Source organism: Granulicella pectinivorans (assembly GCF_900114625.1).
GTDB lineage: Bacteria > Acidobacteriota > Terriglobia > Terriglobales > Acidobacteriaceae > Edaphobacter > Edaphobacter pectinivorans.
This window is the reverse complement of record NZ_FOZL01000002.1, coordinates 25,012-51,310: the sequence shown is the minus strand read 5'-3', so window position 1 is coordinate 51,310 and position 26,299 is coordinate 25,012. Positions and strand designations below refer to the sequence as shown.

The window sequence follows — 26,299 nt, the reverse complement described above, 5'->3', positions numbered from 1 at the left end:
ACCTCGAAGCTCAATCAGAAAGCCCGGCGTTTGGCCGGGCTTTTCTGCATCTGCTTTTATTGTAAAGCGTGGCGTGAAACTCATCGGTCATGCGGAAGATGCTTGGAATGAATGGGTTGAAGCATTTCGGGGCTTGACACGTTTTTTGCTCGATTTTGAGTGGCTCCTGGCGGAGACCCCGAAGGGGCGGACGAAGACGCAATCACCGTGCAGAGCGCTTAGACTCTAAAGATGCGGAGACCTTTGATTTTTGGATCGCTTCGACTTGGTGTGATGCTCGCCGTGAGCGGGATGGCTCTTGGGCAGGACAGGCACGTATCGGTGACGGTTGTGGATGCGGCAGGGCTGCCGGTGGCGGGGGCTTCGGTGGTGGCGGGGGGACCTCCGGTTTCTACCAATGGAGCCGGGATGGCGACCGTGTCGGTGGCAGCGGGTGGACGGATTCGGGCGTTTGAGCCGGGGATGGACTCGGGTGCGGTGGTTGTCTCGGGCGATACGATGCGGCTGGTGCTGCGGACAGCCGGTGTGGCGGAGGCGGTGACCGTAGCGGCAACGCGATCGGCGGGGGTAGTTGGCGAACATGCCGAGACGATCGACGTGGTGAGCGGGCCGGAGCTACGGTCGTTTCCGGCGTTGACGCTCGATGAGAGTCTGCGGCAGCACGCTGGGTTTGAGCTTTACCGGAGGGCGGGTTCGCGGGTGGCGAACCCAACGAGCGAGGGAATCTCGCTGCGCGGGCTGGGCTCGACGGCTGTTTCGCGGACGCTGGTATTGGAGGATGGGGTGCCGGTGAACGATCCGTTCGGTGGGTGGATTCACTGGGACGAGACGGCCCCGCAGGCGATCTCGGCGGTGACCATCGCGACGGGTGGCGGTTCGGATCTGTACGGATCGAGCGCGCTGGGGGGCGTGATCGATCTTGTGGCGGCCCGGCCGACGGAGTCGCTGGGGGATTTTTGGGCCAGCGGTGGAGGGCAGGCTACCTCGGATGTGAGCGGTCGGCTGGATCGGGGAGGGAAGCTGTGGCTGGGGACGGTGGCGGGGGAGGGCTTCAGGACGGCAGGGTATACGCCGACCGATCCGGCAATTGCCGGGCCGGTGGATGTTCCGGCGAACTCGCACTTCCAGAACGGGCATGTGGAGGTCGACCGGCGGATCGGTCCCGACGGGCGGGCTTTCCTGATGGGAAACGGTCTGAATGAAGCTCGCGGGAATGGGACGGTTTTGACGAACAATGCGACGCGACTCTGGCGCTACGTCGGCGGGGACGACTGGGCTCTGAACGATACGGTGAGCGGACGTTTTCGGGCGTTTGGCAGTGAGCAGGGATATCGGCAGAGCTTTTCGTCGATTCCAGCGAGCCGGTTGACCGAGTCGCTGACGCGGCAGCAACGCGTGCGGGTGCAGGAGATGGGGCTTTCAACCGACGCGGCGGCGCATTTTGGTCCGTTCGCGGTGGTGGGCGGGGCGGACGTGCGGGATATTCGGGCGAAGGATGTCGAGACGCCGATTACGGCGGGCAAGGTCACATCGATCCAGGACACGACGGCGCGGCAGAGGTTTGTGGGCGGGTTTGGCGAGCTGCTGTATGGGCATGGCGGATGGTCGGGAGCGGCTTCGGTGCGCGTGGACCATGCGGCCAACCTGGATACGGTGCAGAAGGTGAACGGGGTGGGAACTCCGCTGACGGACCGGGCAGAGGTGGTGGCGAATCCGCGGGTAGGGGTGGTGCGGCGGTTGAATCGTCTGGTCTCGCTGAAGGCGGCTGGGTTCAGAGCGTTTCGAGCACCGACGATGAATGAGCTTTATCGGACTGGTCAGGTAGGGCAGCAGGTGACGCAGCCCAACACGGGGCTCTTGTCGGAGCGCGCCACGGGATGGGAGGCGGGTGCGAATGTGGGCTCGGAGGGGGACCGGTTCAGCGGAAGTGCGACCTATTTCTGGACCGAGATCAATCGTCCGGTTTCGGCTGTACTGGTTTCAGGAAACACGTATAAACGGCAGAATCTAGGGCAGTTGCGAAGCCAGGGTGTCGAGTTGCGTGGCATGGTTCGGGTGATGCGCGGGGTCACGGGAACGGTGGGATACCAGTTTGCGGACGCGGTGGTGACGAAGTTCTCCGCGCAGCCGGCGCTGGTGGGCAACAAACTGCCGGAGGTTCCGCAGAACGCTGTGACGGCTCAGTTGCGGGTGGCGACCGGACGGCTTGGAAGCTTTACATTCGCGGTGCGGCGGAGCGGGACGATCTTTGACGACAGCGCCAACACGCTGATTCTGCGTGGGTTCTTTCAGGCTGATGTGTACGGGGAGAGGCGAGTCGTGAAGAACCTGGTGGCCTTTGGGGCGGTGCAGAATCTGTTCAACCAGAGGGCGGATGCTTCTCGGACGCCACAACTGACGCTGGGGAGCGGGATTGTCGCGGTGGGTGGGGTGAAGGTGAACTGGGGCGGGCGTTAGGTTTCCTTCGGGTCCGAAGGATCCATTTGGCGAGCGGGCGGCGATAGGAAGGCATACTCCAAGGGAAAAGTCCGATTGCTTGCCGTTCTGTGAAACTCAAGGCTAAAGCCTTGGGTCACCTGGAAGAAGAGTAGAAGTGGCTTCAGAGTTTTATGCCGTGGGCCCAAGGCTCTAGCCGAGCCATTTGGGGTTGGCGGCGGTGCCGTCGAAGTGCGGCGTTGTCTTGAAGAGCTCGAACTTGCCCTCGCTGGCAGCATCTTTGGTGCGTGCGAGCAGGTTGGCGACCTGGGTGGAGGAGAGAGGCTTGAAGGTGCGGGCAGCTTCGAGGGCCTGGTCGAGGATCTCGGGCTTGTCGATGCCAGTGATAACGACCGAGACGGGGAGCGAGAGGCCGTAGTGGAGGGCCTCGATGGGCTGGACGGTATTGCTCTTGAGAATGAAGTTGTCGCCGAAGGTCTTCATGGCGAGGACGCAGATACCCTGCTTGAGAGCGACCGGCATGACCTCGTGGGTGAAGGAGCGGAAGTGGGCGTCCATGACGTTGATGGGCATCTGAACGGTGTCGAAGTGGACGTTGTGCTTGACGGCCATCTCGAGCATGCGGAGATGGACGGCGGGATCCTTGTGGCCGGTGAAGCCGATGTAGCGGATCTTGCCGGCCTGACGGGCCTCGAGGGCGGCGTGGATGGCTCCGTCCTCGGCGAAGATGCGGTCGGGGTCTTCCATGCGGATGATCTCGTGGAACTGGACGAGGTCGATGACGTCGGTCTGGAGGCGGCCCATGGACTGCTCAAGCTGCTTGTTGTACTCGACCTTGGTGCGGCCGTCGATCTTGGTCATGAGGAAGACCTTCGCGCGATAGCCGTCGCGGAGAGCCTGGCCCATGCGGACCTCACTGATGCCGTCGTTGTAGTCCCAGCAATTGTCCATGAAGGTGATGCCGCGGTCGATGGCGGTGCGGATGAGGCGGATGGAGTCGGCGGGGTCGGGCTGCTTGCCGATATGGAAGCCGCCGAGACCGATGGCGGAAACGCGCTCGCCGGTGGTGCCGAGGTTGCGGTAGATCATGCCGGGGATCTCGGGGCGCGTGACCGGCGCGGAGGCTGAGGCGGAGGATCCGGTGGCGGCGGCGACCGTGGCGGCGGTGGCGGTCTTGAGAAAATCTCTGCGTTCCATGGTGGGTTGGATGCAGGGTCAGGCGGGAGGGCAGGGGCACCCATTTGACGGCGGGAACATTTGGTGACGAAGATTTGGATCGGAGCGCAGGTGTAGTCTGTGGGCATCCCGGAGGTGGGTGTGGACGACGAACGCAGACTGCGGAGGAGGGTGCGGGTTTGGCTTTGGGTGTTTATCGTTGGGCTGGTGGTCAGCGGGGTGACGGCGTTTCCGCTGGTGCATGAGGTGGGTTGGCTGGTTCGAGGTGCAGTCTGGGCCGGGGTGCCGGGATGGGCTCCGGGGCTGTTTGGTTGGCTGCTGCGGGTGAGGGGGGACTGGAGACGACGGCGGGAGCGTATCCGTTTCTGGCATACGGGACGGACTGGCTGGCGTTCGCGCATCTTGTGATCGCGGCGGCGTTTATCGGGCCGCTGATCGACCCGGTGCGGAACAAGTGGGTATTTCAGTTTGGTTTGATCGGGTGCGCGGGGGTGGTGCCGCTGGCGCTGATTGCGGGGGCGGCGCGGGGGATCCCGGTGTACTGGCGGATGATCGACTGCAGCTTTGGGGTGTTTGGGTGCATCCCGCTGCTGCTTTGCCTGCGCTACGTGGATCGGCTGGAGGCCCGGGCGATGAGGGTTGCGTTGTAGGCGGCGCCGAAGCCGTTATCGATGTTGACGACGGAGACGTTGGGCGAGCAGGAGTTGAGCATGCCGAGGAGAGCTGCGGCTCCGGCGAAGGAGGCTCCATAGCCGACGGAGGTGGGCACGGCGAGGACGGGGACGCGGACCAGGCCGCCGACGACCGAGGGGAGGGCTCCCTCCATGCCGGCGCAGACGATAACCGCCTGGGCCTCGAGGAGCTGGTCGCGGACGGCGAGGAGGCGGTGGAGGCCGGCTACGCCGACGTCGTAGAGACGGGTGACGCGGACGTTGAAGGCCTCGGCGGTGAGGGTGGCCTCCTCGGCGACGGAGACGTCGCTGGTGCCGGCGCAGAGGACGGCGATGTGTCCGACCGGGGCGGGGGCGGGGGACTGTCGGAGGCTGAGGATGCGGGCCTCACGGTGGTACGTGGCGGACGGGTGCGAGGGAAGGACGGCTTCGGCGACGGCCTCGGAGACTCGGGTGGCGAGAACGTCGACGCCGGTGGCAGCCATGCGGGTGAAGATCTCGGCGACCTGCTGGGGCGTCTTGCCGGCGGCGTAGATGACCTCGGGCAGGCCGTTGCGGAGGGCGCGGTGGTGGTCGATGCGGGTGTGGCCGATGTCTTCGAAGGGAAGATTGGCGAGACGTGCGGAGGCGTCCTCGGGGGTGAGGGCACCGCGTTGGACTTCGGCGAGGAGTTCGAGGAGTGTCTTCGGGGTCATTTGCTGTTCTGGTAGGCGGCGATCGCGGCCTGGAAGATGATCTTGAGGGGGACGCCGTACTGGCTGGAGGCGGCGCGGCAGTCTTCGAATTCGGGGGCGGCGTTGCGTTCTTCGCCGGCCTGAGATCCGATTTTAATGCGGATCGCACCGTAGGGGGTTTGGACCGTCTTGTGAGTGCGGTCGAGGGTCACGCGGCGGTCCTGTCGGATGCGGATGCCCAGCGTGCTGGTCTCGGTGAGCAGGAGGCGCTCAAGGGCCGGGGCGTCGGCCGGGGCGGCGAGGAGGGTGATGAGGGTGCCAAGGCGGTTCTTCTTCATGTGGACGGGGGTCGTCATGACGTCGAGTGCGCCCTGGGCGAGGGCCAACTCGGTGACGTGGGCGAGGATCTCGGGGGAGAGGTCGTCGATGGCGGTTTCGAGGACGGTGACGGTGTCCGGTCCGGGAAGGGAGTCGGATGTCCCGACGGACAGGCGGAGGACGTTGGGGAAGGACTCGGGATTGCGTGTGCCGGCACCGTAGCCGATCGTCGCGACCCGCATGGGGGGCTGGGGGCCGAAGCTGGGGGAGAGGGCTTTGAGGATGGCGGCGCCGGTGGGAGTGACGAGCTCCTTCTGGATGTGCGCGGAGTAGGTAGGCATGCCGCGGAGGAGGTCGGCGGTGGCCGGGGCGGGGACGGGGAAGCGTCCGTGGGCGCAGTCGACCATGCCGCCGCCTACGTTGATGGGGGAGGCGTACCAGGCGTCGATACCGAGATGATGGATGCCGGCGGCGGCGCAGACGATGTCGACGATGGCGTCAACTGCGCCCACCTCATGGAAATGAATCTCCTCGACGGGTGCATTGTGGATTTTGGCCTCCGAATTCGCGAGGAGGGTGAAAATAATCGATGTAGTGCTTTTAATGTCATAGTCTAAGTTGCTCTCATCAATCATCTTCTTGATTTCTGAAAGGGGTCGGCTCGGATTGTGCATCCGGCTGTGGATAAGCTCTGGAGATATACCCTCCGCTTGTGGAATGTGGGGATGGGCGTGGGATTCGGCGAGGCTTTCGCCTGCCAGGACGTGCACCTTGGTGGAGGAGATGCCGCTTCTGTTGACGGTTTCGATCTTCAGGGATGCCCCTAGATTCATGGCTGCCGTAGCATCGTGAAAGATCTGCGCCGGGACGCCGGCTTCGAGGAGAGCTCCGAGGAACATATCGCCGGAGATACCGGCGAAGCAGTCTAGATAGGCGATGCGCATGGGGTTAAATCTCTAAGGTTTTTGTTGATGGTGTTTGCGTAAGTCAATGATTAAAAAGGTTTTCATTGATTTTGATTCTGTTCGTGATTTTCGGAGGTGTTGAGGCCGGTTGGATCGGCACGGCGGAAGCTTTCAAGCAAGAGGGCTTTGCTGTCGCGCCAAGCATGGTTCGAGGGTATCAGTATCGCTGAGGGTTTCGTGAGGGGTGGGATCAGCCTTCCTAGGTAGCTCCCGCCTAAATGAATGCCCAGACATCGGCGTCCAGGCGATTCTGCCAGACGCCGCTGAGTGTAAACGAGAAGTCCGATTTGGGATGGGTCATGCGCTCGAAGGTGGCGCTGGTGGTCCCGAGTTCAGGCCGGTAGAAGATGGGCTCGAGAGCGGACAACTCGTCGCTGATGGCGTAGACAAACTTGCGGCGGGTGTCCATAGGGAGAAATACCGCTAGGAACTGCGCGAGAGGCGGCTTGGGCCGGGAGCCTTCTGGTGGTGAATGTGTTTGTTGAGGTACATGCTCATATCTGCTGATTTTAAAAGTTCTTCTGCGGTTTTTCCGTCTCTTGGGTAAAGGGCGACGCCGATGCTGCAGGAGGGAAGAAAATCCTGGCCCTGAAGCTGGAGCGGCCGGTGAATGTCCTGGCTGAGGCGTTCGAGAATGGCCTTGGCCTCGAATTCGTCGCGGAGATTTTCGAGGACGACGACGAACTCATCTCCACTGAGGCGAGCTGCAGTCTCGGTGCCGCGCATCCGGATGCGGAGCCTTTCGGCGATAATGCGGAGGAGTCCATCTCCGGCGTCGTGGCCGAACATGTCGTTGACCGTCTTGAAGTTGTCGAGATCAAGGAAGAGCACGCCGACCAGCCGGCGGTTGCCTTCGGCCTTCTGGATGGCCTGGTCGATCTTTTCCATAAGGACGGCACGGTTCGGGAGGCCCGTGAGGATGTCATGTTGTGACATGTAGGCGAGCTTCCCCTCAAGTTCGACGCGGCGGGTGACGTCATTCTGGATGCCCACGAAGTGGGTGACGCATCCCGTGAGGTCTCGTATGGGAGAGAGGTAGAGCTCGTTCCAGAAGGGCGTGCCGTCTTTGCGATAGTTCCGCAGGACGGTGGTGATGGGGGTTCCTTCGCGGACGGCGTTGCGGAGATGGACGAGGCCGGGTTGGTTCCGGTCGGTACCCTGGAGAAACCGGCAGTTTCGGCCGAGGACCTCCCGGCTGGTGTAGCCTGTCATCCGCTCGAAGGCGGGGTTCACGTAGACGAGTGGCGAGTCGGGAAGGCTGAGGTCGGAGACAGTGATGCCGGTGACGACAGACTCGATGATCTGCCGGCTCCAGTTCCACTCTTCCGGAAGGGGCGTTCCGCGTAAGATCTCTGCTCGTAGATCGTCCATGGTGGCCTGAATTATAGTCCGGACATGGAACGGTGTCTGTCGCGCGGCGCTCAGACCCAGGCGAGAGAGCAATGGGGCCAGACGCGAATGCTATGCTGGCGGAACTTCCCTGGTGGGTCAATGGAGATGAAGAGTATGGTCGGTCTGCGCGTCGTTCGGATTTTGATTTTGTCGCTGGCCGGAGCCGGGGTTGCAACGGGGCAATCTTCCCAACCGATCAGTCTGGTGCAGCCGGCGGGGACAGGGCGCGTGGTCTACCGAAGCGACCCAGCATGGAAGATCCGTGGTTTAGGCCTGCTTGACGAGGGAACCCGCCCAGTCCTGGAGCTGGCGAACCAGGAACAGAAGATGAGCCTCTCGTACCTGATGTTTGTGAACGATACGGGGAAGCATGATTCGGAGTCGTGCCGGAAGGCCGTGGTGGGACCGATCCTCACGCGGCTGGGGGAGATCGCCGCCGTCAAGAATAGCCGGGCTGGCACGTACACGACGAAATCGGGCAAGGTGCTGGCGACGCACTCTTACCTGTTGAGCGGATACGGCGAGATGAAGATGGAGCAGCAGAATCTGTTCGGGTTCTTCGGGGACGCCTCGACCTGCTTTGAGGTGCATGTCTCGAAGGTGTCGTATGAGCCTGGGGACCAGGCGATGATGGAGGCAGAGCTGGATCGGTTCGCGTTTGATGCGGGGTACCAGCCGACGACGATGGACTACTTTCAGCAGGCGGAGATCTTGTTTCGGGCTTTGCAAAAGCCGGGAGCGGCTGCGTTTTATTACCGGGCGGCGCTGGATTCCGTTCCTGTGGAGGGGATGGATGCGCGACAGGTGATGCAGCGGCGGGTGCTCACGGACCAGTTGGTCATGTCGTACGGGATGACGGAGCAGTTCAAGAAGAGCCGAGAGCTGGCGACGCAGGCGATCCAGCTCGATCCGGAGTATCCGCTGAACTACTACAACCTGGCCTGCGCGGATGCGGAGCAGGGTCATGCGGCGGATGCGAGGGCGCATCTGCAGCAGGCGTTCGATCGTAAGGCGAATGTGCTGCCGGGAGAGAAGATGCCGGACCCGGCGAGGGACTCCTCGTTCCAGAAGTTGAAGAAGGATGCGGCGTTCTGGACGTTTGTGCAGGGGTTCTCTACGCCGATGGAGCTGCGGAAGAGATAGAGGCGTGTCCTGCCGGACGGGCCCGCTGCGCGGGTGGCGGTCACTTCGTGACGTGTGACTGCTTCGCGTGGCCCTCCCGATGGTCGGGAAGGGAGATTTGGGTGAGAGCGTCGTTCATGGAGCCGGAGCGGTAGCCCTGCGTGTCTAGGGTGACGTAGGTGAAGCCGAGGGGCTTGAGGGCGGCGGTGATCTGATCTAGAACCTCGAGGGTCAGGGCGCGGGGTAGATCGGGGCGGGCGATCTCGATGCGGGCGAGGTCTCCATGGTGGCGGACGCGGACCTGCCAGAAGCCCAGGGCGTGGAGGGCGGCTTCGGCCTGCTCGACCTGGAGCAGGTTTTCGCGGGTGACGGGGCGGCCGTACTCGATGCGGGAGGAGAGGCAGGCGGAGGCTGGTTTGTCGGCCAGGGTCAGACCTGCTTCGCGGGCGAGGGCTCGGATTTCCGGTTTCGTGAGGGCAGCGGTGACCAGAGGGGCGGCGGCGGCGTAGAGCGCGGCGGCCTTCTGGCCGGGGCGGAACTCGCCGCGGTCGTCGAGGTTCATGCCATAGGCGAGGTGTTGGAAGCCAAGTTGTTGACGATTAACCTCCATGGCGGCGAAGAGGGTGTCTTTGCAATGGAAGCAGCGCTGGGAGTCGTTGCGGACGTAGTCTTCGCGATCGAGTTCATCCGTCAGGAGGACCTTGGTGGGGATGCCGTGCTGGGCGGTGAAGGCGAGGGCGGCTGACAACTCCGCGCGCGGGAGGGAGGGGGAGTCTGCGATGACGGCCAGCATCTTGTCGCCGAGGGCCTGGTAAGCCGCGTAGGCGAGGAAGGCGGAGTCGGTGCCGCCGGAGTAGGCGACCAGTACGGAGCCAAGGTCCGTGAGGATCTGGTGGAGATGTGCCGACTTTTGTTCCAGGGCTTCGTCAAGACGCATAAGCTGTAGATGATTGTAGGGGGTTTTGCGATGGATCGGCGTGTGGTTGGATTTCGGCAGGATGTGGCGGGGGAGTGGGTGGTGGTGATGGAGTGTGGGCATGAGCGGCATGTGAGGCACGATCCGCCGTGGACGGTAAGGGAGTGGGTGTTGACCGAGGCGGGACGGATGAGTTGGGTGGGGCGGGGGATGGAGTGTGTGGTCTGCGCCGGGGAGGCGGGATGATGGGTCTGGATCTTTCGCCCGGGACGCTGACGGCCTTGGTGGTCGCGCTGGGGTTTGCCGCGGGGCTGAATGTGTATGCCACTGTGTTTGCGCTGGGGGTGATGGCGCGGATGCACTGGGTGGTGCTGCCGACGGGTCTGGAGGGTGTGGCGAATGGGTGGGTGATGGGAGCGAGCGGGGTTTTGTTCGCGGGGGAGTTTGTGGCGGACAAGATTCCCGGGGTCGATCTGGTTTGGAATGCGCTGCACACGTTCGTGCGGATTCCGGTGGCGGGGGCGCTGGCGTATGCGGCGGGTGAGCATCTTTCGCCGGGGATGCATCTGGTGGTGACCCTGGTGGGGGCGGGGATCGCGGCGGTGGCGCATGGCTCGAAGACGATGGCGCGGGTGGTGGTGACTCCGAGCCCGGAGCCGGTTTCGAATATTGCGCTGAGTACGGCTGAGGATGGGGTCGCGATTGGGCTGTCGTGGGTGGCGCTGCATCATCCGTGGGTGGGGAGTGGGGTGGTGGTGGGTTTGATCGTCGGGGCGGGTGCGGCGGGATGGTGGGGGGTTCGGCGGGTACGGGCTGGGTGGCGGCGGATATGGGCTCGATGAGGCGGCGGGTGGTTTGTCTGGGGTGGGCTTCGTTGACGATGGCCGCGGGGCTGGCGGTGAGGATGGGGCCGCTGGGGCTTCCGTGGGGCGTCGCGAAGTACGGTGGGTCGGGGCTTTGGGCGGTGATGATCTATTGGCTGCTGTGCGTCGTGTGTCCGGAGTGGCAGCCTGTGACCGTTGGGGGGATTGCAAGCGCCGTTGCCGTGGCGGTGGAGTTTGGGAAGCTCTACCGGTCGCCGGGGATGGATGCCTTTCGGCTTACGACGGCGGGGAAGTTGCTGTTGGGGAGGTACTTTGCCTGGTGGGATATTTTGGCGTATCTGGTGGGAATTTGGGTAGTGGTGGGGTTGGATGGGTGGCTGGAAGGAAGACGGTCTCGGTGACGCACGATACCCCTGACGGATGCCGCACCAAGAGCATTTGTGGGGAGCGATGAAACTTCAAACCCCACCCTTTGACGATGAAAACTGTCAAAGGATGGGGCAACCGTCCAGATATTCCAATGCCGGTTAGGGCAGTACGGCGAAGACTGGGGGCTCTACGGTTTCGGGCTTGGCGGTGTTGATGACGTGGGTGCCGTTGCCGTAGCGGTTCTGGACGTACTGGTCGAGGATGACCTGGAACTCCTCGACGATGTGGTCTCCCTTGAGGGTGGTGTGGAGCTTGCCGTCTATATAGACAGGAGCTTTGGGATCCTCGAAGGTGCCGGGGAGCGAGATGCCGATGTTGGCGTGTTTGCTCTCGCCGGGGCCGTTGACGATGCAGCCCATGACGGCGAGCTTGAGCTCTTCGACGCCGGGGTAGATCTTCTTCCACTCGGGCATGGACTCGACGAGGTAGCCCTGGACATCTTCGGCGAGCTTCTGGAAGTAGGTGCTGGTGGTGCGTCCGCAGCCGGGGCAGCTTGTGACCTGGGGCATGAAGGAGCGGATGCCGAGTGACTGGAGGATCTGCTGGCCGCAGCGGACTTCCTCGGAGCGATCGCCGCCGGGGGTGGGGGTGAGTGAGACGCGGATGGTGTCGCCGATGCCGGCGAGCAGGAGCGGGGCGAGACCGGCGGTGGAGGCAACGACGCCTTTCATGCCCATGCCGGCTTCGGTGAGGCCAAGGTGCAGCGCGTTGTCGCAGCGGCGGGCGAGCTCGGTGTAGACATCGACGAGGTCTCGGACGCCGGAGACTTTGGCGGAGAGGATGATCTGGTCGCGGCGGAGGCCGTAGCGCTCGGCGGCGGCGGCGTTGTCGACGGCGGAGACGACCATCGCCTCCATCATGACGTCGCGGGCGGGGAGCGGGTCAGAGAGTTTGGAGTTCTCGTCCATCATCTTCGTGAGGAGAGCCTGATCGAGCGAACCCCAGTTGACGCCGATGCGGACGGGCTTCTGGTGCTTGACGGCGACTTCGACCATGGTGCGGAAGTTGTCGTCGTCCTTGCGGCCGATGGAGCAGTTGCCGGGGTTGATGCGGTACTTCGCGAGGGCTTCGGCGCAATCGGGGTACTTGGTGAGGAGCTGGTGGCCGTTGTAGTGGAAGTCGCCGATGATGGGCGTGGTCCAGCCTTTGGCGGCGATGCCGTCGCGGATATAGGGCACGGCCTTGGCTGCGTCGTCGTTGTTGACGGTGATGCGGACCATCTCGGAGCCGGCGCGGGCGAGGGCCGCGATCTGCTGGACGGTGGACTCGACGTCTGCCGTGTCGGTGTTGGTCATGGACTGGACGACGACGGGAGCAGAGGAGCCGACGCGGACGCCTCCAATATTGACTGTGACGGACTGGCGACGATGGATGTCTGGCATAAGATTCTCTGAGTGCAAGTTTACCACCGGGGGTAGTGCGAAGGTCGCGCGGTCACGGTACACTAAGTTTTCTGGCCCGGTAGCTCAGTTGCATAGAGCAGCGCACTCCTAACGCGAAGGTCGCAGGTTGGACTCCTGCCCGGGCCACCATAAACCAGCTTGATGGGTTATCCTGGCAGACTCACCCGTGGGGGCGAGACTTGATCTTCAGGTGTGATCGCCATCCAAGTGTATTCCTGTCCTTTTTGGGACCTTCCCCGTACTCGCCCCGAATCGCCGTTGCTTTGGGGGACGCGCCTTTGTCCGCTAAGATACTGCTGCGGAGAGGAGATCGAAGTCCTGTTCTTTGGGTCTTACCGCCTGCGTTGAGGTTGCTCAGTCCGCCGCTATGGTGAAGACACGGGTGCCTGTGGGGATGGGACCGATCACGCAGTTGTTTGAATCTGAGGTGTTCTCGATTCCCCGCCACCCATGAGGGTGGCGGGGAATCGACGGCATATAGCGTCATCTATACGGTCGTGGAGGTGACCTTGGTCGTGTTCGCCGGCGTGACCCTGACAGCGAGCGTGCTCGGCACCCCCGGCACAGTGCTGGAGGATGGGCTGTGAACGAACGTGCCAGCGGTGGAGACCGTGGCGTGCAACTGAACTGCACCCAAGGGGGGGCCGGCGGCGATCGGTGCCGGGTTGACCGTGATGGTTATTCCCGCACCGGCGGGGCCGTAATACTGGTTGCCAAACTGAATTGCGATGATGATGCAGGTTCCTGGGCTGACGAATGTGACCGCCGAGCCATTGTTCGTACAGACGGCTGGGGTTTGGCCGACCCATGTGTAACCGGTAAGGCCCGAGCTCGTTGTCACGTAGGGGCTGAGGTCAAGCGTTCCTCCGACTGTCTGGGCAGGGATCGGAGCGACGTTAACTGTTTGGACCTGAGGGGCGACGACCAGGGTGGCTGTGGCCTGGGGAGCAGGATTGTAGGTACCGTTTCCAGCTTGATTGGCGGCGACGATGATGTCACCGCCACCCGTGACGGTGAGGACATTTCCGTTGATGGTTCCGTTGCCACCCACGCTCAGGGTGACGGGCAAGCCGGAGCTGGCCGAAGCGTTGATGTTGTAGGTCAGTCCGGGCGTGTAGGTGATGTTGTTGGGCGCAAACGGCTGGATGGCGATGGTCTGGTCCTGGCCGGAGACGTTGAGAGTGAAGGTGGTTGACTGGGTCAGGCTCCCTGATGTTCCCGTGACTGTCAGGGGGTAGCGTCCAGCTTGTACGGCGGACGAGACGTAGATGACGAAGGTTGCCCCTGTTGTGGAACTAGAGGGAAGGGTAACGGCGCTGGCACCGGCGGGAACACCGGAGATGCTGAAGTTGACGGTCCCGGTGAACCCAGCGATGGGATTGACGGTGATAGGCATGGTGGTGCCGTTACCGGGAGCCAAATTGAGGAAGGGAGCCGCGGAGGTCAGGGTAAAGGCTGGAGTGCTGACATTCGTCGCATCGCAGTAGAAGCGACCGATGCTCATCGGATTCGAGCTGCCGTAGGCGTGGAAGAAGACATAGATTCTGTTTTCTTCACCGGGTAGGTTGCCGTATTTGATAGCGGGGGAGAGAAGTCCCTGGTTGTACCAGGTGGCTGCGTTGGGATCGTTGCGATCCAACAAGGTGACCTCATTTTGCCAATCGCTGAATTGTGTTCCGGGAGTGGCTGCGTCGCGCCAGACGAGATTGCGACCGTTGCCTCCGCCGGCACCGGTGGGGTCATTGGCGATGACCATCTCGTAGCGATTGCGCTGAGGGTTGTAGACGAAGTCCTGATTGTAGTAGCTCACGGGGAAGCCGAGGTGCTGGCGGTTAGTCCAGGTAATTCCGTCGGTGCTCTCCGCGTAGGCGATGTCGTTGTCCGGGGGCACATCCCACCAAGCGCGAGCGGTGTAATACATGATGTATTTGTTGAGTTCAGGCATCCAACGCACGGACTGTTCGAGGATCGCTCCGAGATCGTTGGCGAACTCCCAGGGCTGTGTCGCGACCATGGCCGGGACGGGATCGTTTCCCTGGGCGACGCCATTGACGACATTGGGCATCAGGCCAATCTCGAAGTTGGTCTGGCCGAGGTTGTGACCCGCATAGTAGACGCCGACCTTCCCGTCGGGGCCGACTTCGATAGATGGGGTCTCCGCTGCGATCGTGTCCCAGCCTGCCGGACTTGGGGTTCCGGAGATGGCGACGCCCTTGCCTGTCCCGTCAGCCTTGGCACCGACGAGATGCCAGCCGTTCGGGTCGGCCGGGAAGACGCCGGTGGTGGAGAGCGATGCGCCGGGTGGCAAATAGGCTGCGACAGGCTCAAGACCGCGGCTCGGTCCAGGGTTTGAGGCGAAGATCAACCACCATTGATTGCCAATGAGGGCGATGTCGGGATCGCTCACGTCCTGCAAATTATTGACGCCGTATTGGCCTCCTGCGAGTTTTGCGTCTGCGAAGAGTTGGGTGACGTTGGCTGCGCCGCAGTTGGGCGCGAATCGTGCGCTGGTGAGGTCGGTGGGCACCTGCGCAGAGGCAGAGGCGGCGATCGCACAGGTCGCAGCTATCCTGAGCCATATCGGCAGGGGATGGCTTAGGAGTCTTGCGGGGCAAGCTTTTTTCGATAACATCATACGTATCCTCCAGTGAGTCTCGAGCGGCGAGAACACTACCAGACGCCGACGCGCATGTGCAAGGTTTATCTGGGAGGATGGCAGAAAAACCCTATTTGAAATTGTTCGAGCCAAGAAGACTGGACTCGCGAACTGTCAGCGTACCCGACGTGCCAGTGCCTCTAAAGAGGGCATGGCAGTGTCTTTGCGAGGCGGGCTCCAGGTGCTACCCCGTTTTCTTATGAAAACTCGTTTCTCCCCTTGACAATGGCTTTCATGTGGGCCTAGAGTCTCCGTCGATCAAAAGATCATACGTATACAGGTAGGAAAGCGCTGTGACGCGCGGAACGTCGAGAGTAGCCGGAAGGCGACAAGGAGGCAGTATGGAAGAGAGATCGCAGGCAGGGAAACACCCAGAGTCTCAGGCTGGTCGCTCACGGAGTCATGCTCGTGTGGAATTAAGGGCGACGGCTCCGACGGGTGGAGAGATGCCGAAGAGCAGGAAAGCGACGGGTGGCTTCGTTGCCAGCGTGCTTTTGGCTATGTTGGTGGTGCTTTTGGGGGGATTGCCTGCGGCTCGAGCGCAGGGAGGCACGGGCCAGATGAAGGGGGTGGTTGTCGACCCATCCGGTGCCGTGGTTCCGGGCGCCGTGGTCACGGTTATCAGTCTGGACAACGGCTTTACGCGCGGCACGGTGAGCCGGCCCGATGGCTCGTTCCTGATTCCTCTGCTCGATCCGCAGCACTATCGCGTACAGGTCGTCGCGCCGGGCTTCAAGAAGCTCGTGCGCGGACCGATCACGGTGCAGGTCACGGAGACGGCCGATCTTGGGCAGGTTCCGTTGAGCATCGGCGAACAGAACCAGACCGTCACCGTCTCCAGCAAGGAAGCTTTGCTCAATACTGAGAACGCCACGCTGGGCAAGGTTTTCGATTCGACCATCATCGAAGCCATGCCGCTCTCCACGCGCAACTTCACCCAGTTGCTGGGTCTACAAGCCGGTGTGATCGGAGCCATCCCCGACACGCTTACCTTCGGCAACGGGGGAAACGCGGCCGCTGGCTACTCGGTCGGCGGGGGTACTGAGAATTCGATCAACATCGACGGTGTCAGCGCGACTAGCTCCTCCACCGGCAACATCTCCGTCCCCTCGCCCGATGCCTTGGCCGAATTCAAAATGCAGACGAGTACCTACTCGGCGGAATATGGTCGTGCGAACGGTGGCAGCATCGATGTCACCACCAAGACGGGAACCAACCGTTTCCATGGCGACGGCTTCTACTTCTTCCGCAATAAAGCGCTCGACGCGAACCTGTACTTCAATAAGCAGACCCAACTTGCCAACGGGCAGCCCAACACTCCCCCGGACCTTCGCCAGAATCAGTTCGGAGGAACGGTCGGTGGGCCCGTTCTGCGGGACAAAATCTTCTTCTTTTTCTCCTATCAGGAAACCAAGCAAGTCAATGGTAATTCTGGACTGAGTATCAATAATAGTTATCCACTGCTGCCCTCTGGCGATCGCAGCAACACGGGAGCCCTCCAGCAGTTCTTGGGTGCAACCTACGGCGGAGAAGCAGGTTTGTTCGGTGGCGAACCCGTCGCCGCCAACGGTTCCAACATCAACCCGGTCGCACTCAAACTCATTCAGGCCAAGTTCGCCAACGGCAACTATGTCTTGCCCTACGTCCCCGCGAAAGACACGACCGGTGCCGGAAGAGCCAACGTCGGACAGTTCGTCTGGGACTATCCCAACCTCTACAGGGAAAGGCAGTATCTGGCGAATGGCAACTATAAGCTCACGCCCAACCAAACCCTCTCAACCAATTACTTCAACTCCCACTCCCTGGTCAGCACCTCCAACGGTACCGTTCCAGGATTCACCGCGGATTCGCCGTCGATCAGCGAAAACGCCGTCATCACCCACGACCTGATCATCACGCCAACTCTCGTCAATCAGATCAAAATAGGCTTCCTTCGCCAGGTGAACAACTATGAGAACAATAACGGCGGGCTCCACGCGAGCGATATCGGTATGCTCCAGACGCCCAGTGCGCATGACAATCTTCCATCGCTGATCTTTGCGCTCCCTGGGCTCACCTTTCCTAACTCGCAAATTTCGACCCAGACCAGTACGGAAAATCAATACTCGCTGAGCGATATCCTCAGTTGGAGTAAAGGTCGTCACAACATGCGCTTCGGCGGAACCGCGATGCAACACCAGCTCTATCTCGACCTCACCCGCTCTGGTGCCATCATCACGTACAACATGGCAGACCTTCTCATCGGGAAGGACGGCACAGCCAACGGTTCCGGCCTCAGCAACCTTCTCGTCACCACTGAATCCAGCGGCAGCTTCAAGCGTTTCTATACCTTCAGGGACTTCAGCCCATTCTTTCAGGATGACTACAAGATCGCGAAGAGTCTGACCCTCAACCTCGGTATCCGCTACGACTACTTCGCTTGGCCGACCGAAACCAAGGGACTGTTGGACAACTTCATACCCAGCCAGATCGGTGAAGGGCTTTACGGCATTCCAAGCAGCTCACAACAATACAGCGGCTACACCATCAGTCAGAAGTTCAAGCAACTCAATCCCAGCTTCGTGCTCCCCGGTGGCGTACAGCAAGTCAACGACCAGCTCGGGCTAACCCCCAACTACAAAAACTTCGCACCGCGCGTCGGCTTCGCTTATTCCCCAAGGAAAGACCTCTCTATTCGCGGCGGCTTTGGTCTCTTCTTCACTCGCGTTTCCACCGGGATCGCGCAGGCCGTCATCCAGGGGTTTCCTTTCAACCAGGTTGCCTTCTACTCGTTCGGCTCGGAAGGAACCCTTCAAGATCCGTTCTCGCACCTCAACCTTCCGCCCGATTCAGCTTATCCGCTGTACCAGCCACGCACCTATGGCCCAACGACAACCGCCACCAACCTATTCAACGCAGCGGCACCGATCCTGCGGAACCCCTATACTGAGCAGTTCAACCTGAGCCTCCAGCAGGACCTCGGCCACGACTTCCTGCTGGAAATCGCCTATCAGGGTTCGAACGGGGTCAAACTTCTGCAAGCCCTCTCGCAGAACCAACCAGGGATTGCGTCCACGTCAAATCCCATCCGTGGAATTACCAATAACCTCCGACTCGCAGACACCTGTGCACCGCCAAACTGCACGGTTGCTCCGGACCCAACCAACACGGGTAGCCTCAACGTCGCGGATCGGACCCCCGTGGCTGGTGTTCTAGCCGATCAAGGACTCCTCGTATCGCAAACCTCCGCGAGCAGCCACTTCAATGCATTCGAATTGACGCTCAACAAGCGCATGAGCCACGGGCTCCAGCTCCTATCCGCATTCACCTGGTCCAAAGCCATGAGCTCGGCAGGCGGAGACGGGCCCTATGACAACAACAACACACATCATATGTTCATCTCCGGCGGAGATCGTACCTTCCGCCTCACCACCAGCGCGGTGTACCAGCTTGGCGACATTTTGAAGAACCCAGGCCGCAACTTTGCCATAGGTGCACTCAACCGCACCGTAGGACAATGGACGATGGCGACCAGCATTACCGCACAATCTGGAACGCCCATCGGGTTCCAGTTCTCCAATACGACTGTTGGAGCGGGCTCACGTAAGCTCCAGAGCAACCTCACCTATAGCCTGGCACCAGGAGCAACGATCGACCAGATTAAAGGACATGGCCCGACCCGGAATCGACTTAATAACTACTTCAACACGGGCAGTCTTTACAACACCAACCCATTGTGCCCCGACTCACAGGCCACAGTAGTCAATCCATGCAACTCCGTCCATGAATACAACCCAATCACGAACGCTGCAGCAACTGCGGTACCAAATTGCGGACCCAAGACCGTAGCAGACAAATACGGACCCCCATCTGTCTTTGTTTGTCCCGGGGCCGCAAGTTATTCCCCTTCATTTGGAGATTTACCGCCAATGCTATCCTCCATCCGGAATCCAGGACAAAAGACAGTGGACTTCTCCCTTACCAAGAAGCTCCCGATCTACAGGGAGTACAATTTGGAATTCCGCGCGGATGCCTTCAACCTCTTCAATTGGGCCGAGTTCGGCGGACCTGACTCATCACCGGGGAGTGTAACCTTCGGCCTCATCCAGTCAACCACCGTCGAACCTCGCGTACTGCAAGTCGCCATGAAATTCAAGTTCTAGACCTTCGAAACGGTGCAGCTCAATAGGCATGCAATCGGAGGTACATAACATGGGACGCTGCTCGCAATGCATTCGTGGATTGCGAGCAGCGGAACCGGTTTCCAGATGCAATAGGGAAATAGGCTATCAACGCATAAAAAAAGACCACTTTCAAAACGCCACAGTAAGGTCCACACTATTCATACTTTGGCCCACGTTCTGACCACAATAAATGTCCTGGTGGAACATTGGGCTCTTTCCATCGCTGGTGTGTAAACCCCTTTAGAAGACCATAGATCCGAAGATGTAACAGGTACGGTTACAGCCGGGCCACTTTTCGGCGTTGAGGTCCAACCAATTCACTCGAAAATGATCTCTCAACACGACTGGAAGAATCCATTGCCCGCTCCAAAATTATCGACCGCGACACGACGTGACTTTCTCGCCCTTCTTGGCTCCGCACCGCTTTTCTTTCAGAGGCAGGCCAAGGCGCAGCCGGGAACGATGCCGGAGCCGGTTGGCGATCTGGCTGCGGCGTTCGTCGCTCCGCCCGATTCCACCCGGCCCTATGTCCTCTGGATGTGGATGGGCAGCAACATCAGCAAGCAAGGCATCACTGCCGACCTGGAGGCAATGAAGGATGCTGGCATTGGTGGGGCGACCATCTTCAGCCTTGCCGATACGCTTATCCCGTGGGCAGGCGTGATCGGCAAGAGTCCAACTCCGGAGATCGTGACCTGGACCGAGCCATGGTGGGAGATGGTGCGTCATGCGGCGAAGGAGTGCCGACGGTTGGGACTGGAGCTGATTCTCCATAACTGCGCTGGATATGAGAGCAGCGGAGGAACTTGGATCACGCCAGAGCTTTCCATGCAGGAGGTGGTCTGGTCCAAGCAGACGGTGCAGGGTGGCCAGACGGTCACCGCCAAGCTGGAACGTGCGGTGGTCGATCCTCATCCCCATTCGCAATTTCCAGAGCTCTACATTCCTTCACTGGGAAAAATTGCCGCACCAATCGTTGAGGGGCGCAAGAGCTACTACAAGGACATCGCGGTGATCGCTCTGCCATCGCCGGGAGTACCAACGCTCGATGAGGTGCTGGATATCTCAGAGCACATGGGTGCCGATGGTCAATTGCAGTGGGCCGCCCCGCCGGGCGAGTGGACGATCTACCGATTCGGCCATACGACAACTGGCGCGATGATCCAACCGGCGCAGTGGGATGCGATCGGACTGGAGTGCGACAAGATGAATCCCGAGGCAGTGCGGTTCCATGTGCAGCATGTCGTCGGCGAGATTAAGAAGCACCTTGGCGACCTGGCCGGTACCGCGCTGACGACGTTATACTTCGACAGCTACGAGGCAGGGGAACCGACCTGGACACCCAGGATGACGGCAGAGTTCCAGAGTCGTCGCGGCTACGACATCCGGCGTTGGCTGCCGACGTTTGCCGGGCACACCCTCGGCAGCAAGACGGAGACGGAGCGGTTTCAGGCTGACTTTAAGCGGACGGTGCATGATCTCTTCCGGGATTGCTATTGGGCCGTGCCTCGTGAGCTGGCCCACGAGGCAGGTCTACAGTTCGTTGCCGAGCCCTATCTCGGGCCATGGGAGACCGAAGAGGTGGTGCGATATCTCGACCACGCGAATACCGAGTTCTGGACGACCAATAACAAGTATGCGCCGGTGGCAGGACCTCCGGTGATCGATACGGCTCACGCGCTGGGACAGCGGATTGTTGGTGCGGAGGCCTTTACGACGGCCCCGGATCTTGCGCGCTGGAATGAGACTCCGGCGTGGCTCAAGCCGATTGGGGATGCAGCATTTTGTGCGGGTGTGAACCGGATGAATGTTCACCATTTCGTGCAGCAGGCTTTTGGTCCGGAGTACAAGCCGGGAATCGCGATGGGCCAGTGGGGCGTTCACTTTGGTCGCTACCAGACTTGGTGGGAACCGGGCAAGGCCTGGTTTAAGTATCTGTGGCGTTGCCAAACGCTGCTCCAGGCGGGCGAGTTTGTGCCCAAGTCGGAGAGTAGCAGCGCAACGTTCCAGCTCCAGAGCGGTCAACTGGAGCTTCAAAGCATCCATCGCAGGCACAAGAGCGCCGATCTATACTTTGTGGCTAACCTCTCCCAAGCGGGTGGCACTGCACACTGCAGTTTCCCAGTTACGGGGCGTCAGCCAGAGCTCTGGAACCCGGTGTGGGGAACTATGCGGGACCTCCCAGCGTTCGAGCAGGTTAATGGCGTCACCACGATGCAACTGAACTTCGAGCCAACTGAGAGTTTCTTCGTCCTGTTTCGCAAGCCGTTGGGGAAAGCGCCACAGTCGGCCCCGAACTTCGCTGCCCTCCAGACGGTGACGGAGGTGAACGGTAGTTGGTCAGTCCATTTCGATCCGAGGTGGGGTGGTCCCGAGGCGGCGCAGTTTGTGACCCTCGACGATTGGACGACGCGCTCTGAGAGTGGAATCAAGTATTACTCGGGAACAGCTCTCTATAAGAAGACGATCACGCTGCCTGCGCTAAAGCCAGGCAAGCAAATTTATCTGGACCTGGGCAAAGTAAATCACCTTGCTGCTGTGAGTATGAATGGGAAGAAGCTCGGCGTGCTCTGGACCACGCCGTGGAGGATCGATATCAGCGCCGCGGTGACTGCTGGTCATAATGTGCTTGAAGTCGCTGTGACCAATGTTTGGGCCAACCGTCTGATCGGCGACGAGAAGCAGCCACCTGACTTTGAGTGGGAGCATGGCGACACACGCTACAGTGATGGGCTTTTCCTCAAGGAGTTCCCCGAGTGGTTTCTGAAGCATGAGCCGCGACCATCCAAGGGACGCTACACGGTCACAACCTGGAATTACTTTGCGAAGGAGACACCGTTGACTCCTTCGGGGTTGCTGGGGCCTGTCAAGATTCTTAGCGAGGTCTAACGGGTGAAGAGGCTCAGGTCGATTGCGTCGGCCATGGCGTGATGGCCGGCGTCGCTGGGATGGATATGGTCACCGCCATCGAAGGCCGGGAGCAGCCGTTGCGGATCGGCCGGGTCACGCACGGCTTTATCGAAGTCGATCACGCCGTCGGACACTTTATTGGAACGTATCCACTGGTTGAAAGCTTGACGCTCCGCTTCTCCGGCTTCGGTGTAGTAAAGGCCCAGGCCTTTGTCTGGCATGATGGTGCCCAGATAAACCTTGATGCCGTGTGTGTGAGCCCGCTCCACCAACTGCGAGAGGGCGAATGCCAGTTCATCGGGGGAGACCTTCTCATGAGGATTGCTGGGGCCAGTTCCGACCCCGATATCGTTGATGCCCTCAAGAATGATGAGGTATTTGACGCTTGCTTGCGAAAGCACGTCGCGGTCAAATCTGTCCATCGCGTTGGGCCCTGCATTCGTGCCGATATCGGAATGCAGGATGCGGTTGCCGCCGATGCCTGCATTGACCACACTGAGATAGGACGTTTTTGGAGTGGCTTGAAGACGTCGAGCCAGATCGTCGGGCCAACGGAGGTTCGCTCCTCGCGAGGAAACAGCCCCGTCGGTGATGCTGTCGCCCAGGGTAACAACTGAGGCTGCCTGTTGGGGTGCCTGCACCTCCACGGCGGTAAGAAACAGCCACGAGTCGGACTCGATGGCCTGCGTCAATGTCGTCGCGGTGGTTTGGTCTCCTGGAGCCATGAAATTGGGCTGGTTGGCGTAGGCGTGCATGGTAAGGATCGGAATGGACTGCCTTGGGATAAGAAGACTCATCCTCAGAGTGGACTGTGCAGGCAGAGCGAAGTGGAGTGTGTCGCTGTAGATTTTGGCACCGGAAGGAACTACGACTGCACTGTTTCCACCGAATCTGACCTCTCGCTGTGATGAGGCGTTTGGAGCATCGGGTTGAAGCTCTACCCGCACCGCGCCGATAGACAAGGGTTTGATTCCCATCTCGTTGCTGATGACCAAACGGAAGGCCCCTCCGGCCATCGAAGTATGGACCGTCTCTCGCAAGGTGTAGTCGGCCTGACCGATCGGACCTTTACCATTCTCGATCGGAACCGGCGAGGTTGCCCACGTCCCGACCCAATGCGGGGGGGAGTTCTTTTGTGCGATGAGTCGAGCATGAGACACGGTCAGCAAGGCGACCAGGAGAACCATGTTCGAGATGCGATTTTGGACGGGACGATGCATCGGGCAACTCCATTCTGCGACCTTGGGAATTCCACTCAAACTAGAGCGCCTATACCCGCCGCACACGGGAAGAATTATTACATCATACGAAATACTTGACAATCGAAGTGGCCAGCAGTTCTACTCGGCCCGAATCGCGAGCAAGCGACCGAAGCGGTCGAGCGAGGGCCGCGATGAGTACGCGACGGGAGTTGGGATGACCTATACACGACGTAGCTTTGTCCGGTTGATGAGCGCAGCGGCCAGCTTTTTTGGTGTGGCACGTATGGGGGCCGCCACGCCGGCAGGCTCTGCAACTGCGCATAAGCGCGCGGCCAGTTTCAACCCGGATACCACACTCTGGATGGAGCAACCTGCGACCGCGTGGCAAGACGCGTTGCCGGTGGGGAACGGGCGTATGGGGGCCATGGTCTTCGGCGGGGTGGCGGCAGAGCGAGTCGCCTTGAATGACGATACCCTTTGGTCGGGCGGCCCGCGGGACTGGAATAACCCAGGTGCGAAGGAACATCTCCCAGTCGTTCGCAGGCTTGTCCTTGTCGATAAAAACTACCAGGCCGCAGATGAAGAATGCCGCAAGATGGAAGGGCCCTGGAACCAGAACTACGAGCCCTTGGGTGATCTACTCATCGACATGGAAGATATGGGCGATACCTCCTCCTATGCGAGATCTCTCGATCTTGACTCGGCGGTTGCGAAGGTGGAGTTCAGCGCCGGCGGTGTGCGCTACCAGCGGGAGGTATTTGCGTCATTTCCCGACGATGTCATCCTGGTTCGGCTTACGGCAAGCGGGCCTGCAAAGATCACGGCCAAGGTGCGCTTGAGGAGCTTGCTGCACTCATCGAATTCCGCGCAGGGCAGGCGTTTGCTGATGACCGGGAAAGCTCCAAAGCAATCATTACCGCAGTATGTTTCGACGCAGCCTGCAGTCACTTATAGCGAAGTAGCGGGCGAGGGAATGTACTTTGCATCCGTGGTCGATGTGAGGGCGAGCGGAGGCAAAGTGGAGGCGCAGACGGATGGGAGTATGCATGTGAGCGGCGCCTCTTCTTTGGTGATCTGTGTCGGTTGCGCCACGGGCTTTCGTGGGTTCTCTTCGATGCCCGACATGCCACTGGAGCAGGTGGTAGCCAAGGCAACGGCCATTGTCGACCGAGCCAGTAACATGCCCTATGCGCAGTTACGTGCTCGCCACGTCGAAGATCACCGGACACTCTTCCGCAGGGTAAGACTGGAGCTGCCGTCGACCTCCGACGCATCGCTGGCAACTGATCAACGTGTCGAGGCGTTTGCACGGAATGCCGATCCCTCCATGCTTGTGCTGGTCTTCAATCTCGGACGCTATCTTCTGATCTCCAGCTCGCGGCCAGGGAGCCAGCCGGCCAACTTGCAGGGACTATGGAATGCAGACGTCCGGCCGCCATGGAGTAGTAACTGGACCACGAATATCAATGTCGAGATGAACTATTGGGCGGCGGAGACGTGCAATTTGTCCGAGTGCCATCTGCCGCTGATTGCTATGGTAGGGGACCTGAGTGTGAATGGAGCCAAGACTGCAGAGGTGAACTATGGCACGCCGGGCTGGTGCGCGCACCACAATGTCGATCTATGGAGGCAGTCTGCACCAGCGGGGAACGCCGAGTCCTGGGCAATGCCTACCTGGGCGAACTGGCCCATGGCAGGGGTTTGGTTGTGCGCGCATCTGTGGGAGCATTACCGGTTCACCGGCGATAAGCCATACTTGCGAGATGTTGCATACCCCGTCATGCGAGGCGCGGCGGAGTTCTGCGCCGGTTGGTTGATCGACGATGGGGAAGGTGGCCTGACGACCTGTCCTTCTGTTTCGCCGGAAAACATCTTCGTGGCGCCAAATGGGCAAATGGCGAACGTCAGCGCGGGTGCGACGATGGACATTGCTCTGATTCGTGAGATCTTTTTGAACTGCACGGAGGCGGCGAAGCTCCTCGGCGTCGATACTGAATTTCGGGGGCGTATGGTTGCGTTGACCCAAAGACTCCCGCCTTACAAGATCGGGCGCTTTGGGCAGTTGCAGGAGTGGTCGATCGACTTCGAGGAGAAGTACCCGGGGATGCGACATTTGTCGCATCTGTATCCGCTTTATCCAGGGGAGCAGATCACACCGCGGAGTACGCCGGATCTGGCGGTGGCTGCCCGCAAGTCGCTGGAACGCAGGTTGGAGTTCGCGTTCAAAGAGCAGGGTGCCTTTACCGGATGGGGGCGGGCGTGGGTCATCGCACTCTGGGCTCGGCTGCAAGATGGAGACATGGCATGGGACTCGCTGAAGACGCTGGTCAATCACAGCCTCAACGGCAATCTATTCGATGACGTTAACGACACGCATCTTGCGCCGGGTACGACGGTCAGCAAAGGGGTGCCGGGATTCATCTTTCAGATTGACGCAAATCTTGGGACCCCGGGCGGCATAGCCGAGATGCTCATGCAGAGCCATAACAACGAAATCGCCCTTCTGCCTGCCATTCCGGCTGATTGGAAGCAAGGCAAGGTGAAGGGGCTTCGCGCTCGTGGTGGGCTTGAGGCTTCGATCGAGTGGAATGGACCTAAAGCATCCAAAGCAACCGTCCAACCGCTGCAGGACGGAACGTTTCGGTTTCGTGCTCCTAAGGGACAACGGCTAGTGACGCTGAAGAAGAAAAAGGACAATCTTTTGTCTGCGCTTCCGATGCCTTCGGGCAATGGAGAGACTTTTGAGCTTGACGGACGAAAGGGCGAGAGCTATCAGTTTACCTTTGCGAGCAGCTAAACCCGGGTCTCCGATTGCCGCCTCTCAGAATCATCGAGCGTGAACAAATCCTCTTATCGGTCTCATTCTCGAAGCGGTACGGAGTAAAAGTGTGGTGGTTTTTAGATAGTATGATATGGTTTCGATGTTTAGGGATTATGCCGAACTGGATTGCCGATGGTTCTTCAATCGTTCGCAACAGATGCAGGTCATATGGAGAGAACGCATTGCGACGCGGCGTTGAGTCCGAACTGTGCTGGATTGAC

Annotated in this window: 18 protein-coding genes and 1 tRNA gene; 10 read left to right on the top strand and 9 right to left on the bottom strand. The window is 60.4% G+C overall.

From position 1 onward, the window contains the following. The first annotated feature begins 231 nt into the window (after positions 1-231). Positions 232-2,457 carry a TonB-dependent receptor gene (locus BM400_RS18030; RefSeq protein WP_217644131.1) on the top strand — a complete coding sequence of 742 codons (2,226 nt, stop codon included), beginning with the start codon at positions 232-234 and terminating at the stop codon, positions 2,455-2,457. Positions 2,458-2,628: 171 nt separating this feature from the next. Here the strand turns inward: BM400_RS18030 and BM400_RS18025 are convergent, their stop codons facing one another. Continuing rightward, positions 2,629-3,633 carry an aldo/keto reductase gene (locus tag BM400_RS18025; protein WP_089842247.1) on the bottom strand — a complete coding sequence of 335 codons (1,005 nt, stop codon included), beginning with the start codon at positions 3,631-3,633 and terminating at the stop codon, positions 2,629-2,631. 230 nt (positions 3,634-3,863) lie between these two features. Between BM400_RS18025 and BM400_RS18020 the strand changes: the two genes are divergently transcribed. Beyond that, entirely contained in the window at positions 3,864-4,262 is a 399-nt protein-coding gene (locus BM400_RS18020) for a hypothetical protein (RefSeq protein WP_245782010.1), read from the top strand. On the opposite strand, the gene larB is transcribed toward BM400_RS18020, so the two are convergent. The 4 genes from larB to BM400_RS18000 form a co-directional block, all read right to left on the bottom strand. After that, complete coding sequence (gene larB, locus BM400_RS18015; protein WP_089842245.1) at positions 4,217-4,978, bottom strand: nickel pincer cofactor biosynthesis protein LarB; 762 nt, start codon at positions 4,976-4,978, stop codon at positions 4,217-4,219. The two genes, BM400_RS18020 and larB, sit on opposite strands and share 46 nt — an antisense overlap. Then, positions 4,975-6,219, bottom strand: coding sequence for a nickel pincer cofactor biosynthesis protein LarC (gene larC / locus BM400_RS18010; protein ID WP_089842242.1), 1,245 nt, complete (start codon positions 6,217-6,219; stop codon positions 4,975-4,977). Before larC ends, larB begins: the two co-directional genes overlap by 4 nt. 235 nt (positions 6,220-6,454) lie before the next feature. Further along, complete coding sequence (locus tag BM400_RS18005; RefSeq protein WP_089842240.1) at positions 6,455-6,649, bottom strand: hypothetical protein; 195 nt, start codon at positions 6,647-6,649, stop codon at positions 6,455-6,457. A gap of 14 nt (positions 6,650-6,663) precedes the next feature. Next, positions 6,664-7,611, bottom strand: a complete 948-nt coding sequence (locus BM400_RS18000; protein WP_089842237.1) for a GGDEF domain-containing protein — start codon at positions 7,609-7,611, stop codon at positions 6,664-6,666. 126 nt (positions 7,612-7,737) lie between these two features. Here BM400_RS18000 and BM400_RS17995 point away from each other — a divergent pair, with 126 nt between their 5' ends. Next, complete coding sequence (locus tag BM400_RS17995) at positions 7,738-8,775, top strand: tetratricopeptide repeat protein (protein ID WP_141224002.1); 1,038 nt, start codon at positions 7,738-7,740, stop codon at positions 8,773-8,775. A 40-nt stretch (positions 8,776-8,815) separates the two neighbouring features. On the opposite strand, the gene larE is transcribed toward BM400_RS17995, so the two are convergent. After that, positions 8,816-9,691: an ATP-dependent sacrificial sulfur transferase LarE gene (gene larE / locus BM400_RS17990; protein ID WP_089842231.1), complete on the bottom strand. Its 876-nt coding sequence runs from the start codon at positions 9,689-9,691 to the stop codon at positions 8,816-8,818. Positions 9,692-9,721: 30 nt separating this feature from the next. Here larE and BM400_RS17985 point away from each other — a divergent pair, with 30 nt between their 5' ends. From BM400_RS17985 to BM400_RS17975, 3 genes are read left to right on the top strand one after another with little or no spacing between them, the layout of a single operon-like run. Further along, positions 9,722-9,916 carry a DUF3565 domain-containing protein gene (locus tag BM400_RS17985; RefSeq protein ID WP_089843847.1) on the top strand — a complete coding sequence of 65 codons (195 nt, stop codon included), beginning with the start codon at positions 9,722-9,724 and terminating at the stop codon, positions 9,914-9,916. Next, positions 9,913-10,512, top strand: a complete 600-nt coding sequence (locus BM400_RS17980) for a DUF4126 domain-containing protein (protein WP_245782009.1) — start codon at positions 9,913-9,915, stop codon at positions 10,510-10,512. Before BM400_RS17985 ends, BM400_RS17980 begins: the two co-directional genes overlap by 4 nt. Continuing rightward, positions 10,500-10,895, top strand: coding sequence for a ribosomal maturation YjgA family protein (locus BM400_RS17975; RefSeq protein ID WP_281245522.1), 396 nt, complete (start codon positions 10,500-10,502; stop codon positions 10,893-10,895). The genes BM400_RS17980 and BM400_RS17975 overlap by 13 nt, the downstream gene beginning before the upstream one ends. Before the next feature lie 126 nt (positions 10,896-11,021). On the opposite strand, the gene ispG is transcribed toward BM400_RS17975, so the two are convergent. Continuing rightward, a complete protein-coding gene (gene ispG, locus BM400_RS17970; protein ID WP_175529133.1) occupies positions 11,022-12,305 on the bottom strand; it encodes a flavodoxin-dependent (E)-4-hydroxy-3-methylbut-2-enyl-diphosphate synthase in 1,284 nt (427 codons plus the stop codon). A 73-nt stretch (positions 12,306-12,378) separates the two neighbouring features. Between ispG and BM400_RS17965 the strand changes: the two genes are divergently transcribed. Beyond that, a tRNA-Arg gene (locus BM400_RS17965) sits at positions 12,379-12,455 on the top strand. Between the two features lie 358 nt (positions 12,456-12,813). Here the strand turns inward: BM400_RS17965 and BM400_RS17960 are convergent. After that, complete coding sequence (locus BM400_RS17960; protein WP_175529132.1) at positions 12,814-14,853, bottom strand: glycoside hydrolase family protein; 2,040 nt, start codon at positions 14,851-14,853, stop codon at positions 12,814-12,816. Between the two features lie 470 nt (positions 14,854-15,323). Between BM400_RS17960 and BM400_RS17950 the strand changes: the two genes are divergently transcribed. Further along, positions 15,324-19,124, top strand: a complete 3,801-nt coding sequence (locus tag BM400_RS17950) for a TonB-dependent receptor (RefSeq protein ID WP_089842221.1) — start codon at positions 15,324-15,326, stop codon at positions 19,122-19,124. 348 nt (positions 19,125-19,472) lie between these two features. Then, entirely contained in the window at positions 19,473-22,034 is a 2,562-nt protein-coding gene (locus BM400_RS17945; RefSeq protein ID WP_089842218.1) for a glycosyl hydrolase, read from the top strand. On the opposite strand, the gene BM400_RS17940 is transcribed toward BM400_RS17945, so the two are convergent. After that, the gene (locus tag BM400_RS17940) at positions 22,031-23,242 is read right to left on the bottom strand and encodes an SGNH/GDSL hydrolase family protein (RefSeq protein WP_175529130.1); all 1,212 of its coding nucleotides are present in this window, start codon (positions 23,240-23,242) and stop codon (positions 22,031-22,033) included. The genes BM400_RS17945 and BM400_RS17940 overlap by 4 nt on opposite strands. On the opposite strand from BM400_RS17940, the gene BM400_RS17935 reads away from it, so the two are divergent. Beyond that, positions 23,241-26,054: a glycoside hydrolase family 95 protein gene (locus BM400_RS17935; RefSeq protein ID WP_089842217.1), complete on the top strand. Its 2,814-nt coding sequence runs from the start codon at positions 23,241-23,243 to the stop codon at positions 26,052-26,054. The two genes, BM400_RS17940 and BM400_RS17935, sit on opposite strands and share 2 nt — an antisense overlap. Positions 26,055-26,299: the final 245 nt, after the last annotated feature.

Coding starts and splice junctions, on each gene's coding strand:
- BM400_RS18025 (WP_089842247.1), bottom strand. CDS start 3,633: ATGGAACGCAGAGATTTTCTCAAGACCGCCACCGCCGCCACGGTCGCC.
- BM400_RS17995 (WP_141224002.1), top strand. CDS start 7,738: ATGAAGAGTATGGTCGGTCTGCGCGTCGTTCGGATTTTGATTTTGTCG.
- BM400_RS17940 (WP_175529130.1), bottom strand. CDS start 23,242: ATGGTTCTCCTGGTCGCCTTGCTGACCGTGTCTCATGCTCGACTCATC.
- BM400_RS17985 (WP_089843847.1), top strand. CDS start 9,722: ATGGATCGGCGTGTGGTTGGATTTCGGCAGGATGTGGCGGGGGAGTGG.
- BM400_RS18030 (WP_217644131.1), top strand. CDS start 232: ATGCGGAGACCTTTGATTTTTGGATCGCTTCGACTTGGTGTGATGCTC.
- larE (WP_089842231.1), bottom strand. CDS start 9,691: ATGCGTCTTGACGAAGCCCTGGAACAAAAGTCGGCACATCTCCACCAG.
- BM400_RS18005 (WP_089842240.1), bottom strand. CDS start 6,649: ATGGACACCCGCCGCAAGTTTGTCTACGCCATCAGCGACGAGTTGTCC.
- ispG (WP_175529133.1), bottom strand. CDS start 12,305: ATGCCAGACATCCATCGTCGCCAGTCCGTCACAGTCAATATTGGAGGC.
- BM400_RS17975 (WP_281245522.1), top strand. CDS start 10,500: ATGGGCTCGATGAGGCGGCGGGTGGTTTGTCTGGGGTGGGCTTCGTTG.
- BM400_RS17950 (WP_089842221.1), top strand. CDS start 15,324: ATGGAAGAGAGATCGCAGGCAGGGAAACACCCAGAGTCTCAGGCTGGT.
- larB (WP_089842245.1), bottom strand. CDS start 4,978: ATGACCCCGAAGACACTCCTCGAACTCCTCGCCGAAGTCCAACGCGGT.
- larC (WP_089842242.1), bottom strand. CDS start 6,219: ATGCGCATCGCCTATCTAGACTGCTTCGCCGGTATCTCCGGCGATATG.
- BM400_RS17980 (WP_245782009.1), top strand. CDS start 9,913: ATGATGGGTCTGGATCTTTCGCCCGGGACGCTGACGGCCTTGGTGGTC.
- BM400_RS17935 (WP_089842217.1), top strand. CDS start 23,241: ATGTTCGAGATGCGATTTTGGACGGGACGATGCATCGGGCAACTCCAT.
- BM400_RS18000 (WP_089842237.1), bottom strand. CDS start 7,611: ATGGACGATCTACGAGCAGAGATCTTACGCGGAACGCCCCTTCCGGAA.
- BM400_RS17945 (WP_089842218.1), top strand. CDS start 19,473: ATGATCTCTCAACACGACTGGAAGAATCCATTGCCCGCTCCAAAATTA.